Below are 14,168 nucleotides of genomic sequence, written 5' to 3'. Positions count from 1 at the left end.
TTGCAAATGGGACTTTTTTTTTAACTTTAAGCAAGAACCCTTTTTTATTTAGTCTAACAATTCAGGATTATTCAGTATCAATTCAATTTTTTTAATAGTAATTGTGATCTGACTCATTTGTAATTCTATATTTCTAAAAAAGAGACTAATATCTCTATTGACCCAGCTTTCGGAAATTACTCTGGCTCCCAAACTAATTCTTAAAATAGCACTTTCAATTTCAGAAGTATATTTTACATTAACTGCTTGTCCAATATGACATTTTTGAGCTGCAAGACGAATGATTTCTAAAGAAGAACCTTCAAACTGATCCGATAAATCAGAATTTAATAAAGTGTATAATTTTTTTACTTTATCAACAGATAGGACTTCATTGTCTTTGAAAATAAAGAAAGGAAAAATGGTACGGATGTTTCTTATTCCAAATTCTTTACTGCTGTAACTCTTGGTTTTTGTTTCATCACCATAAATAGGCTGTAAAAAAGTAGCCTCTTTTATGGAGTCATCCACAAAATTGCAAAACATCTCAATACCCATATTTCGATATAAAATAGGTGTTTTGTAATACCTGTCCATTTCAACTATGGCGGCATTCCAGCGCATGTAGGATCCATAATTATAGCCGTCAGATAGCTCATTGGAACAAAACCAAGAAGTCGGCCAATCAGAACGATTATAATATTGGGTTAAGCCTTTGGGTAATGTGTTTTTTACAGAATGAATTAATTTATTAACACTTTTAGGTAGAAGTAATGCACCGCAATAAGGAGGACCAGTGAAGAATTTACTTCCTGTAATAGTGACAATATATCCTTTATTTAAATAATTTTGTATGTCTTTTGGATCTAATCTTAGCTGTGATCCATCGACAATTATTTGAATTGATAAGTTTTTAAGAGAATTTAGTTTTTTAATAAATTCGTCGCTTGGAGATTGATACCCTAATTTTGATTGGTCCATCGTATGCAATACAATGTGCCTACCTTGATTTTTGGTATTAATAACGGCATCTAGTACCTCCTGATCTAATTGAACAGCAGTTTTTAAGGCACCATTTTGATCTCTAAAAGGAATTTGTATTAAATCAACTTCTCTAAAACCTTCAATTTTAGTGTCTTTTTTAATTGGATAATTTAAAGCAGTAGTATTTTCAAAATGACATCCCTTCAAGGCCGCCGCTACACCGCTGCCAGTTTCATCAGAGGCAACCAGAATGTGTGTTATCTCTTTATCGGAAATAATTTGCGTTAAAGCTGCTATTTGAAGTGAAGAATCAGTACCTGATGGAGAAAAAATTATTTCACATTCCTCATTCAATTTAAAGATATGTCGCAGGTTATTTTTTAGCAATTCTGAAAATTCGATCGTAGTATTTTCAAAACCATTTTTCAGGCTATTTCTAATCAATATACTTCTCACTTTATCTGTTTTATCAAAAGCAAAATTAGAAACGCTCGAAGCCGTAGAAGAAGCAAAAGTAAATGCATCTGGTCTTGGGAATGGGCGACATCCGTATTTGTTTAGCAAATGAATCTCGTCGATATTCAATCTCAGATCACCACCAGACATCAGCATGTATTCTGTGGGTTTTGCAAGATTTTCGATGATCGGTTTCCAAGATTCTTTGATCTCAGTGTTAGCATTTTTTAAACCATGAAAAGATTGAATTTCTTCGTTTATTAAGGAGGATTCAACATTTAGATCGATGTCATTTTTAATTAAATTAATGAGAACATAATCAAGATTTTCTAATTTTTCTTTATCATCTTTAGGTAGCAAATTATAAAATATTCTGATTACTTCAAGAGCTGCAATATCACATAAGCCAACATCTTTTTTCTCGGCGTTCAAAGCTTTGTACCATAGCTGCCATTCGATTCCATATCTTAAATAGACTAAAGCTAAAATGGGTTTGTCTAAAAAGGAGGAACCAATTATAATTGATTTATTGGGAACAATTTTGAAAACAGTAGGCTCACTAGTCGACGTGATAATATTGATGTTATTTATCTTTGGAACAGTATTAAATCTTTTCAAAATGCGAACTAAATAGTTTACATTTTCTTTTTCAAATAAACTACTTCTTTTATATTGATTTTCAATTAGAATATTGTTTGTCATATATTTTATAATTTTAAGCGTTCCTTAGAACGATATTCTGTATTTGGAAATTTAGCTTATTAACTAAAGTCTTTAAATCAGGAATTATCTTGTGTAAAATAGCCTCACAAAAAATGATTGTGCTCTTACTAGTTTTATCTTTCGCTTTTATGAGGGCGTTGCATTTCGCAAAAGTCAGCAAATATAAGAAACTTGGTAGCAGTAAAAAATATTAACAAATGCTCATTTGCTAAATTTTTTGTTTTTAATTACGGTCTATTATTTAAAAGATATTAACGACATGATTTTAATGTAAACGTATTAAAAAAAGTATGACGTCTTAATAATTAGTACTAGAAACTTTCATAAAAACAAAAGGGCAATTACCTCATTTCTAACAATTATTTAGTTTGTGTTCAAATAATGTTTTCGACCTATTTACAAACGAACTAAGAGATTTCTTTAAAAAAGAAATTACAGAGGCTATCTTCCTAGTGCATAAACTACGAAAAAAAAACTCTAGCCAAAGCTAGAGTTTTAAGTATAATTTTAATGAAGTTTATGCCTCTTCCATAGTATGATACACGTTCATAACGTCATCATCTTCCTCTAATTTTTCAATAAGTTTCTCCACATCGGCCATTTCAATTTCTGTCAATTTTTTTGTGATTTGCGGAATCCTTTCAAATCCAGAAGAAAGAATTTCTAATCCTCTGTTTTCTAATTCTTTCTGGATGGTTCCAAAACTACCAAAAGGAGCATAAATCAAGATGCCGTCTTCATCTTCGAAAACTTCCTCAGCACCAAAATCGATTAATTCTAACTCTAGTTCTTCAGGATCCATTCCGTTTGCTGGAATTCTGAAGTTGCAGGTGTGATCAAACATAAATTCTACAGAACCTTGCGTTCCCATAGTTCCGTTGCATTTGTTGAAATAACTTCTAACATTAGCTACCGTTCTATTGTTATTATCCGTTGCAGTTTCCACTAGGATTGCAATTCCATGCGGTGCATATCCTTCAAATAAAACTTCTTTATAATTGGCTGTGTCTTTATCAGTTGCTTTTTTTATGGCGCGTTCCACATTTTCTTTAGGCATATTTACTGCCTTAGAGTTCTGGATAACGGCTCTTAATCTAGAGTTGGCATCAGGATTTGGTCCGCCTTCCTTTACAGCCATTACAATATCTTTTCCAATTCTGGTAAATGCTTTGGCCATTGCTGACCAACGTTTCATTTTTCTTCCTTTTCTAAATTCAAATGCTCTTCCCATTACTAATTTATTATTTTGAACTGCAAAAATACAGCTATTAGTTATTTTTTCAAATGTTTTTATTAATCAATTGGTACGTGTTTTGAAATAAAAGTAGTTCCCGCTGTATTCCAAGAATTGATTGTGATTGACCGCTCTGTATTGAACTTTGTGCTGAGTTTGTTATAAGTCCCTACTTCGTTATTCAACTCATTTACTAGCAAATTGAAATTATCGACCTCTGCTTTTGTTCGGCTCTTCGTAGCTTTATCATCCATTGTTTTCTTACTTTCCTGAAATTTTTGATTCAACATCATAAAACCAATAACTTCTGGAGCGAATTCTAAAGCTTCTTTTTTACTGAATTCCAATATTTTTTTGGTTGCATTAACTAAAAGTAAATCGTTTTTATACGGTTTGAATGTTTTCAATTTATCTAACCCCTCGTTTGAATATTGTTCTAGCGCATTGCTGTTTTGTTGTATGGCAATCAAATTGTTTTCAGCTATTGCTTTCATTAAGACAGATTCTGTAAAATTCACTTTAAAAAAGATTAAGTATAATTGCGTATGATTTTCAAAAACTTCGTTAGAGATTTTCATCTTTTTGCCCAGTTCACTATTGTCCTCGCCTATTTGGATACCATATTTGGTGGCAAATATTTTTTGGTTGGCATTCAATTTATCAACTTCTTCATTAATTTTTGCATTAACCAAATCTCTCGCTAAAATAAAAGCTTCCATAAAATCATAAGACTGTTCCGCCACTTCTTGCATGTCTATGATTTTTTCATATTCCTGATTAATTTGTTTTTCGGAAATAGATAAAAAGGCTAGCAATTGGTTTTTATATTCCACATCTCCTTTGTAACCCTCCTTTAGTGCTTCAATTTTTTTGGCGGCAGTTTGTATACTTCGAACTAATGTTTTTCGAGTAACATCAATTTTTCTTGAATTTTTACTGTGCGCCACTGCGGATGTGTATTTCCAAGTAGTTCTTGTAATAACATCCGTTTCTTTACCAATATAATTTAGATAGTCCACAGGTGTTTTAAACTCTTGAGCAGTAGCTAAAGTTACTGTAAACAAAAATAGAAGTGAGGTAAAGGTTGATTTCATAGTGTATGGTTTTGTTTATTTGGTTATTCTAATGTAATCGTTCAGTATAGCGACAGCTTCCTCTAAATAGGGACTGTTTTTAAGATTTTGAATTTTGAACGTATTAATATCTTGCTGAAAAGCATCAAATTTTAATTTTTCTAAATCATAAGAAGTGTTTGAAATAGTAAAATTACGCTGACTATCGACAATTTTTTTAACCTTTTTCCAGAGCGAATCAATCTGGTGAACATCATTAAATACATCTTTAAAAACCAATCGTGTTGGTTTTTTAGGATTGTTGTAAAGTGCATTTATTTGGTCATTGGCAATACTTATTTCATCAAAAAGAGTGGCAGTTTTTATTCTGGAATTACTTAGGTGAATTAATTCTGAAAAATGCGTTTTTGGCAATGGATTAAATCGCGCTTTGGTTTTAATTACATCATTTTTGAAAGATGTTTTGTAACTGATTTCTCGAGGAATTACACTATCAAATAATACTGGAAGCGAAATGTCAGGAATAATGCCTTTTATTTGATGGCTTTCGCCCGTAATTCTATAGAATTTTTCAATGGTTATTTTAACGAAATCTTGCTGATTTTGCTCGTCTAATGGCAAAATTGACTGCATCGTAGCTTTTCCCAATGACGTGCTTCCTATAATAATTCCTCTGTTGTAATCTTGGATTGCTGCTGCAAAAAATTCACTCGCTGATGCAGAGTTTCCATTGATTAACAGCACTATTGGGCCCATGTAAACACTCCCACGATTGTAATCTTTAAGAATAGTTTGATTGGCTTTACTGTCAACTAAAACAGACACAGGCCCTATGTCTATGAACATTCCGGCTAATTTTATCGCTTCTTCTATCGAACCACCGCCGTTGTTTTGAAGATCAATAACGAGTCCTTTAATGTTGTCTTTTTGAAGTTTTACAATTTCCTTAGCAACATCATCGGCACAACCTTGAACGGTATTGCCTTCAAAATTGGAGTAAAAACTTGGGATGTTTATATAGCCAATTTTGGCTTCCTTTTCGGCAATAAAACTGTAAACAGCATTATCATTCGCTTTCATTAATTGTTTTTGGAGAAAAACCTTCAGGATTGCCCCGTTTTTTTTCTGTATCGTTAATTCAATTTCAGTTTGGGAATCAGAAAAAATCAATTCTCCAATCCTTTCAATCGAAGAACAGGAAACGGTATATTCTATTCCTTTAGTATTTGAAACTTTCAGAATAACATCTTCTTTGTCAAACTTATTGGTCTTTGCGGCGGGTCCACCAGGTACAATTTTAGCTATAATGATTTCTTCCTTCTCATTAAAGCTAACATTCAAACCTAAAGAAAGGGTACTTGTTGATAAACCCGACATGAAACTGGATTTAGCAGCTAGTGAAAAATAATTGGAATGAGGGTCAAAATAAGTGCAAAAAAGATTTAAAATAGTATTTTGAAGATCATCATCTATTCGGTTTTTAGTTTCTAAAATGCTATTGACTTGACATAAATTAGCATCGAATAATCTTGCTTTAGTTGTTTTTTCGAGTGTAGCAAAGTTTTGAGTCAGCGAATCTAAATTGGTGCTCAATTTCGAAATATCTTCTAAAATATCATATTTAATTCTCTTTTTCCAAATATGTTCTAGGTCAGTTGCAACAAGGTCAAACGGAAAGTTTTTCTTGGAGAATCTAACAGAATCTTTAGTAGTATAATCAAAGGGCTCTTTTTGTATTTTTTCAAGTACTTTCTTTTTTCGGATTAAAGCCAAATTATAAACAGAAACAAATTCATTCATAAATGAACAATTGTTTTGTAAAATATAATTATCTAATTGTAGCCTATGCTGACGTAGTTTTTGATATTCAATTTGGGTAAATAAATTCCTATTGGAGTCCAAAGCATCCATAAAACTATCAAAAACAAAAACCGATAAACTGTCGTCTACCGGTTTTGGTTGGTAATGTTCGCGCTGAAGTAGCGTGTTTATTTTAGAAACTATTTCACAGGTTTTTGCATCATTTTGACCAAATAAAGAAAATGTAGTCAATAAAAATGAGAGTGAAATCTTTTTCATTTACTTTTATTTCTTGTAAAAAGGCAATTTCACCACTTTGGCAGGAACATCATTTTTACGAATTCTGATAAAGATATCACTCTCTAAAGCGCTATTTTCAGCAGTTACATAACCCAAACCAATTCCTTTATTCATTGATGGAGACATCGTTCCTGATGTTACAATTCCAATTACATTTCCTGCAGCATTCACAATTTCATAGTCATGTCTTGGCACAGCGCGTTCTTGCATTTCAAAAGCAACTAGTTTTTTGGTAACACCTGCTTCTTTTTGTTTTTTCAGATTTTCTGAATTCGTGAATTCTTTGTTGAATTTCGTGATCCAACCCAATCCAGCTTCAAGAGGAGATGTAGTATCATTAATGTCATTTCCGTACAAACAGAAACCCATTTCTAAACGCAACGTATCACGAGCAGCCAATCCAATTGGTTTAATTCCAAATGCAGCACCCGCTTCAAAAACTTTATTCCATATTTGTTCCACTTCTGAGTTTTTGCAATAAATCTCAAATCCTCCAGAACCGGTGTAACCTGTAGCCGAAATAATTACGTTTTCAATTCCAGCAAAATCACCCACTTCAAAATGATAATAAGGAATCGCTGATAAATCTTTGGATGTTAATGATTGCATTGCTTCAACGGCTTTTGGTCCTTGAATAGCTAACAATGAATAGTCATCCGAAAGGTTTTTCATTTCGACACCCAAATCATTTTGCCCCGAAATCCAATCCCAATCCTTGTCAATATTCGATGCATTTACGACTAATAAATACTGTTCGTCTTTCATTTTATAAACCAGCAAATCATCTACAATTCCACCGTCATTGTTTGGTAAACAAGAATATTGCGCTTTTCCAATAGTCAATGTCGAAGCATCATTCGAAGTCACTTTCTGGATTAATGCCAATGCATTTGGACCCGTAAGCAAGAATTCACCCATATGCGACACATCAAAAACACCTACAGCATTTCTAACCGTTTCATGTTCTGCATTCACTCCCTCATATAAAATTGGCATATTGTATCCGGCAAACGGAAGCATTTTTGCTCCCAAACTCTCGTGTATATGCGTAAGCGCAGTATTTTTCATTGTGTTTTTGTATAAAATTTGATGGTGCTAATTTATTGCTTTTATTCCGAGTGACAAAGGCGAGAGCAACCAAAGTTTAAAGTTTCAAACGTTTTCGGAATAATGCATAATAATTACTTCAATTTTTTTAGGAGCTATTTCCAGCTTTCCATTTCAAGTCCTCGTCTCGCCAAAAAAGGCTTGACTGTGGGCTTTCCATTTTAATCTGGGCTAGGGCATTTGTTTTCTCAATTCATTTCTTTCTTCAAGAAGTACGATGTGCTATTAAACAAAAAAAGACAAATCAAAAATAGGTTTGATTTGTCTTTTTATAGCAAAATTCTAAGTCTTAATATTTTGCCGCTTCTCCAGTTTTTGGTAATGATAGTTTAATGAATTCTCTGATGTCTTCATTTGCCGTTTCCAAATCTTTTTTTCTTAAATACATCATGTGTCCGCTTCGGTAGCCTTTCCAACTCATTCTTTCTTTTAGCTTTCCGCTAGGATCCATTTGCCATAAATTGTATTTTGCATTGAAATAGTCACAAGCGCCATCATAATATCCAGATTGAACCATTACGTTCAAATAAGGATTTTGTGCCATCGCCTGACGCAAATTTTCTCCGGTTTTATCATTGGAATTATCCCAAGGTCTCACAGATCCAAACATATTGTATTTGAAATCCGTTTTATAATTCAAATTATTGCGCAAATACATGTTGATGGCAGGTGTAAAAGAGTGGAGCCAGGAAGTAAGTTCTGCATTAAAATCTGGACTATCTCCAGAATCTTTGCGATCAATTCCTTTATAACGAGAATCCAATCTTCCCACAGTAAATCCCTTATCGCGCAGCAATTCTTTCCAAAAGTAATCATAAGGAACATCCAGATTATTTTGCATAACCACTTTTTCCGAAATACCTGAATAACGCGCTATTTTGGTAGCAATCTCTTTTCTTTTTTGCTCGTCAAGCGAACCGCCTTTACTTAAAGAGGGAAGCAGTTCATTAATGGTAAAATCTTCTACTTCTGGAAGCATATCAGTTAAATCTTTATTCTGCAAATCGGGTGGCAGCATTTTATGATACCAAGCTGTCGCTGCAAAATAGGGTAATTTGAGCGCTGCATCTGCGGCTACTCCGCGCGTTATTCCCAACTCTGTTGGGGAAACTAATATCACTCCATTAAGGTACATCCACTGATTGTTTTGCAATTGTAATGCTAATCCAGAAACACGAGTGGTACCATAGCTCTCGCCAATAAGATATTTAGGGGAAGCCCAACGATTCGTGCGAGTTACAAATCCACCAATCCAATCGGCCAAGTATTTGATATCGGCATTGATGCCAAAAAATGTAGAGGTTGGAATCTCCTTACTCGTTGCTCGGGAATAGGCTGTGTTAACGGGATTTACAAAAACAATGTCCGCCACATCTAAAATAGAATATGGATTTTCTTTGATTCCGTAGGGCTGCAAAGGATAACCTTCCTCATCAATATTTAATAAACTAGGTCCGGTGTAAGCGATTTGCATCCAAACAGAAGCAGAGCCTGGGCCACCGTTAAAGGAAATTACGAGTGGGCGGGAAGCACGATCTTTAACATCGGAGCGTTCATAATAGGTATAAAACAATCCTGCAATTGCTTTTCCATCTTCGTCCCAAACTGGCATGGTACCAGTGGTTGCTTTGTAAGAAATTTTTTGTCCTTTGATGGTTGTAGTGTGTTCTGTAACCACATTTTGATCGGGATTGAACACAAGATTTGCAGGAGAAGATTTTTCATCTTTGACAAGACCTTTTGTTTCTTTTGATTCAGAACCAGTTTGTTGTGCGTAAGAATGATTTATAAATGCAGAGAATACTAATAAAAATAGTGTTTTTTTCATAAGATGGTTAATAGGATTTAGTTTTAGTAACAAAATTTAAAGATACTAATGTATTGTTTTTTAAAACAATGGCAAATACCGTCAGAACATATTTACGATAAATAAAGACTATTTGAAATCCACCTTTGAAAGTACGCAAGTAAATTTTTAAACATATAGATTCCGAAATTTTAGTGTAGGACAAAGAATTTTCATTTAAAATGTGTAATTTTAGACAAACAAATCCTACCATGAATACCATTTATATCGACCAAAAAGAAATTCTAAAACGTTATAAATATATTGATAAACAGACCCATAAAGGCATTCAAGGTCATGCTTTATTAATTGGTGGAAGCTATGGTAAAATAGGTTCCGTTTGTCTTTCTTCCAAAGCTGCACTAAAAACAGGTTGTGGTTTAGTTACTGCTTTTGTTCCCAAATGTGGGTATGAAATTGTTCAAATCAGTATTCCTGAAGTGATGGTTTTGACCGATGTTCAAGAAAAATTCATCTCAAATATTACGTTTGATATTATTCCCCAAGCCATTGGAATCGGGCCAGGAATTGGACAGGGACTCTACACACAAAAAGCACTTCATGATTTCCTGAAAATCAATACAGCGCCGTTAGTCATGGATGCTGATGCATTGAATATTTTATCCCTAAATAAATCATGGCTTTCTTTATTGGTTCCAAAAACCATTATCACGCCACATCCCAAAGAATTGGATCGATTGATAGGGACATGGATGTCGGAGGAAGATAAATTTGAAAAAACAAAACTCTTTTCAAAAAAATATAATTTGATTGTAGTTATGAAAGGCGCACCAACCCATATAATTGATGATGAAACAATTTATGAAAATACCACTGGAAATGCTGCTTTGGCAACAGCAGGAAGCGGGGATGTTTTAACTGGGATGATAACCAGTTTATTAGCCCAATCCTATGAACCCGTGAATGCGGCTATTCTGGGTGTTTATCTTCATGGTTTAACCGCTGATATTGCTTTGCCGGAAACGGGTTATCAGTCTTTTATAGCTTCAAATGTCATCGAGAATATTGGAAAAGCGTATTTGAGTTTACAATAAGTGGAGTAGTATGTTGTGTTTTAGTATATCATTTCTGTTTCTTTTGTCATTCCGATAAGGGAGGAATCTCATTATGTTGTTGGCAAATTTTTTACGAATAACTCATTTGTACAACTTATTATTGATAGATTTATCGGTTGAAAATAGTATTTAGGAGACTGATTCCTCTTTAGAATGATAAATGGCACATGATTATTCTGTAAAATTGTAATTAAATTCATCCCACTTATTTGTAAGTTTGTACCCAATAAAAATAGCTTTATCCAATACGATTATGGAAAATAACCCCCATCTAAGAACCGTAAATGTTACCCGATATATCACTCCTTTGCGAGAAGGTGGTTCTTTGCCTGCATTAGCTGAAGCCGATGATGATTTTAAATACGTTTTAAAATTTAAAGGTGCCGGTCATGGTGTAAAAGCCTTAATCGCTGAATTGATTGGCGGAGAAATTGCCCGTGTTTTGAAATTAAAAATTCCAGAATTGGTGTATGCTAATCTGGATGAAGCATTTGGCAGAACAGAAGCGGATGAAGAAATTCAAGATTTATTACAAGGTAGCCAAGGACTTAATTTAGCTTTACATTTTTTATCAGGAGCCATAAATTATGATCCCGTTGTCACTGTTGTCGATTCAAAACTAGCTTCCCAAGTGGTGTGGTTAGATGCGTATATTACTAATGTAGATCGTACGTATAGAAATACTAATATGCTGATGTGGCATAAGGAATTATGGCTGATTGATCATGGAGCGTGTTTATATTTTCATCATTCGTGGACCAATTGGGAAAAACAGGCTCAAAGTCCTTTTGCATTGATCAAAGATCATGTATTGCTGCCACAAGCTTCTTTGTTGAAGGAAACCGATGTTTTATTCAAAAATATTTTAACAAAAGAAGTTTTGCAGTCTATTGTTAACCTTATTCCTGAGGAATGGCTCAAGTGGGAAGATAGCGAGGATGCTCCCGAAGCGCTTCGAGCAATCTATCTACAGTTTTTATTAATCCGATTGAACCATTCTGAAATTTTTATAAATGAAGCCCAAAATGCAAGAGAAACACTTATATGAGTACTCCGTAATCCGAGTTGTACCAAGGGTAGAACGCGAAGAATTCCTTAATGTGGGTATTGTTCTTTTTTGTAAAAAAGCAAAATATATAAAGGTAATTTATGCCATAGACGAGTCAAAATTCAAAATTTTCGCAAGTGAATTAGACTTGGAACAACTGCAATTAAATTTAGAAGCATTTCAAAAAATTAGTAATGGAGCTATAACCGGTGGACCTATTGCGCAATTTGATATTCCATCCCGTTTTCGTTGGTTAACAGCGCTTCGAAGCTCATCTATTCAAACCTCAAGACCACATCCAGGGTTATGCGTTGATTTAGAACAAACAACCCAGCGCTTATTTGAGGAAATGGTGTTATAAATAAAGGAAAATAAATTTTTTAAAAGCTGTTTTGATCTAATACAAGACTTTTTGCAGCTAACAATAAAATAAAAAATTTATTAATGAAGGCTGTTTAAATGCTTTGCGAGATATTTGCCCATGCTAAAGCTAGCTTGAAGAAGGTAGCCTCCAGTAGGGGCGTCCCAGTCTAACATTTCACCAATACAATAATACTGTTTCAGTTTTTTTAATTCAAAATGTTCATCCACTGCATTAAGTTGTATGCCGCCTACAGTAGATATTGCCTCATTTAAAAGTGCTGAGCCTAAAATTTCGATAGGTAGCTCTTTAATTTTTTTTGCTAATAATGCTGGATTAAGGTAGGTTTCTTTTGAGAGGTACTTTTTCAAAAGCCCAATCTGAACAGGACTTAATTTAACCTCTTTTTGCAGTGTTTCGCTTGTCTTTTTGAAGGTTGATTTTTGGATCTTTTGAAGGACATCCGTGTAATGTAAAGAAGGCTTTAGATCGATACAAACAATGGCTTTTTGGTGTTTTTGAAGTTCTTCACGGATCTGTGGGCTCAATGCATAAATGGCATTTCCTTCTAATCCAAAATGTGTGATGACCGCTTCGCCTTTTTGGCTTTTATTTAAACAGCTCATGGCAATATTTTTAAGTGGACTGCCTTCGTGTTCAGTAATAAAGTCTTTCGGCCAATTTACATCGTAGCCACAATTAGAAGATTGAAACGGTGCTACAGGAATATTTTGCTTTTTAAATAGATCAAGCCATGACCCATCAGAGCCGGTTATTTTCCAACTGCCTCCACCAAGAGCAAAAATAGTATAATCAGATTGTATTTCAGTATCAGTATTGAAAACGAGAGCGCCTTTAGATGTCCAGCCTCTCCAAATGTGATTATAACGGATGTCAACATCCTGTTTTTTAAGAACAGTTACCATTGCGTTCAGCACCGCTATAGGTTTGATCCCGATTTCGGGATACACGCGTTTGCTGCTGCCTACGTATGTTGAAACGCCAATGGAATCGAGCCACTTTCGAAAATCGTGATTGTCAAATTCCTTTAGCGCTTCACGTAAAAAATGTGCTGGAGTATATCGTGCTATAAGTTCCTTGGTGGATTCTGAATGAGTCAGATTAAAACCTCCTTTTCCAGCCACTAGAAATTTTCTTCCTACTGTTTTATTTTTCTCATATAAAGTGACCTTAAATTTTTTGCAATCGAGCGATGCAGCGAGTATAAGTGCTGCGGGACCTCCTCCAATAATTGAAACTGATTTCTTCACGCAGCAAAAATAAGGTTTGTTTTGGCGTTTAACACGGAATCTTTTTTAAATAGCTTTAAGTGTGTCAAATACTAAATTAAAATTGTGATGTAAAACAGTAGCTAGAAATAGTTGAAAAAGAAGTTTTGATTATATCTTGGGCGTTTCCCTCTATAAAAAAGAGGCTATTATCTAAATGGGTAGTAGCCTCTTTTTTATAGAGGGCCGGGCTATTCGCTGCAAGTCCTCGTCAAGTTGCGTTACACTTCACTTGGCTGCGGGCTTTACGGTACTATCCCTAACGCTGGGAGTTGTATAATTGATTTAGAATTCGGTGTACCTTATATATAGGTATAGAATGTCTAATATAATGAGAACCGTAAGAAACAAACAAGGAACAACTGTCCAGGCGTCAAAAAAACCTAACTCTCATAGATGATACTGCAGTCAATGACCTAAAATGAGTATTAATCTTGTCTGTGATGTCAATAAAGAGGCTCAGAGAACCAATAAATGTTTTAAAGGCATTGCTAATTCAAGACATGCTAGATTGATATAATGGTAAAAACTCTAGATTTTGGTCCGTTTTGCAAGCTTATCTTTGGATAGGTTGAGTGAATCATAAAAAACTTTTTTTTCAAGGAGCGTATTTTCAGCAAGTTAAAGTAAAAGTTAAGAAAAGGATAAAAAAAGTGTTTAAAAAAGCTTGAATAACGGTATAAAGGAGTTAGTTTTGCACCCGCAAGAAGTGCAAACGTTCATTTAAATACTGGCAAGCAAAACGAATTAGAGTAGAAATTTTTTTCTAAAAAGATTTAAAAAAGCTTGTGAGATTAGAAAACGGATGTTACCTTTGCACCCCGCAAAACGCGCAACGTTCCTTGAGATACTGGTAAGAAAAGATAAAGAAAAGAGGATTTAAGTCTTCAAA

Annotated in this window: 10 protein-coding genes; 3 read left to right on the top strand and 7 right to left on the bottom strand. The window is 34.2% G+C overall.

The features are described 5' to 3' along the window. Positions 1-48: 48 nt before the first annotated feature. From BLS90_RS06935 to BLS90_RS06910, 6 genes are all read right to left on the bottom strand, one after another. Positions 49-2,121, bottom strand: coding sequence for a hypothetical protein (locus BLS90_RS06935; protein ID WP_091256869.1), 2,073 nt, complete (start codon positions 2,119-2,121; stop codon positions 49-51). Between the two features lie 538 nt (positions 2,122-2,659). Next, a complete protein-coding gene (locus tag BLS90_RS06930; RefSeq protein ID WP_091256866.1) occupies positions 2,660-3,373 on the bottom strand; it encodes a YebC/PmpR family DNA-binding transcriptional regulator in 714 nt (237 codons plus the stop codon). A 62-nt stretch (positions 3,374-3,435) separates the two neighbouring features. Then, on the bottom strand, positions 3,436-4,470 hold the full coding sequence (locus tag BLS90_RS06925; protein ID WP_091256863.1) for an LIC11966 family surface protein: 1,035 nt from the start codon (positions 4,468-4,470) through the stop codon (positions 3,436-3,438). 15 nt (positions 4,471-4,485) lie between these two features. Continuing rightward, positions 4,486-6,528 carry a S41 family peptidase gene (locus BLS90_RS06920; protein WP_091256861.1) on the bottom strand — a complete coding sequence of 681 codons (2,043 nt, stop codon included), beginning with the start codon at positions 6,526-6,528 and terminating at the stop codon, positions 4,486-4,488. A 6-nt stretch (positions 6,529-6,534) separates the two neighbouring features. Beyond that, a complete protein-coding gene (gene gcvT / locus BLS90_RS06915) occupies positions 6,535-7,617 on the bottom strand; it encodes a glycine cleavage system aminomethyltransferase GcvT (protein ID WP_091256859.1) in 1,083 nt (360 codons plus the stop codon). Between the two features lie 328 nt (positions 7,618-7,945). Beyond that, positions 7,946-9,484, bottom strand: coding sequence for a S10 family peptidase (locus tag BLS90_RS06910; protein ID WP_091256856.1), 1,539 nt, complete (start codon positions 9,482-9,484; stop codon positions 7,946-7,948). Positions 9,485-9,714: 230 nt separating this feature from the next. Here BLS90_RS06910 and BLS90_RS06900 point away from each other — a divergent pair, with 230 nt between their 5' ends. The 3 genes from BLS90_RS06900 (at position 9,715) to BLS90_RS06890 (ending at position 11,987) form a co-directional block, all read left to right on the top strand. After that, entirely contained in the window at positions 9,715-10,557 is an 843-nt protein-coding gene (locus tag BLS90_RS06900; RefSeq protein ID WP_091256851.1) for an NAD(P)H-hydrate dehydratase, read from the top strand. A gap of 274 nt (positions 10,558-10,831) precedes the next feature. Further along, on the top strand, positions 10,832-11,626 hold the full coding sequence (locus BLS90_RS06895) for a HipA family kinase (RefSeq protein ID WP_091256849.1): 795 nt from the start codon (positions 10,832-10,834) through the stop codon (positions 11,624-11,626). Further along, positions 11,604-11,987: a DUF3037 domain-containing protein gene (locus BLS90_RS06890; RefSeq protein ID WP_091256847.1), complete on the top strand. Its 384-nt coding sequence runs from the start codon at positions 11,604-11,606 to the stop codon at positions 11,985-11,987. Before BLS90_RS06895 ends, BLS90_RS06890 begins: the two co-directional genes overlap by 23 nt. Before the next feature lie 80 nt (positions 11,988-12,067). On the opposite strand, the gene BLS90_RS06885 is transcribed toward BLS90_RS06890, so the two are convergent. After that, positions 12,068-13,258: a BaiN/RdsA family NAD(P)/FAD-dependent oxidoreductase gene (locus tag BLS90_RS06885; protein ID WP_091256844.1), complete on the bottom strand. Its 1,191-nt coding sequence runs from the start codon at positions 13,256-13,258 to the stop codon at positions 12,068-12,070. Positions 13,259-14,168: the final 910 nt, after the last annotated feature.

This window comes from Flavobacterium omnivorum (assembly GCF_900099915.1).
In the GTDB taxonomy this organism is placed as follows: Bacteria; Bacteroidota; Bacteroidia; order Flavobacteriales; family Flavobacteriaceae; genus Flavobacterium; species Flavobacterium omnivorum.
Note: the sequence above shows the minus strand (reverse complement) of the source record. Positions and strands in the feature narration are given on the sequence as shown.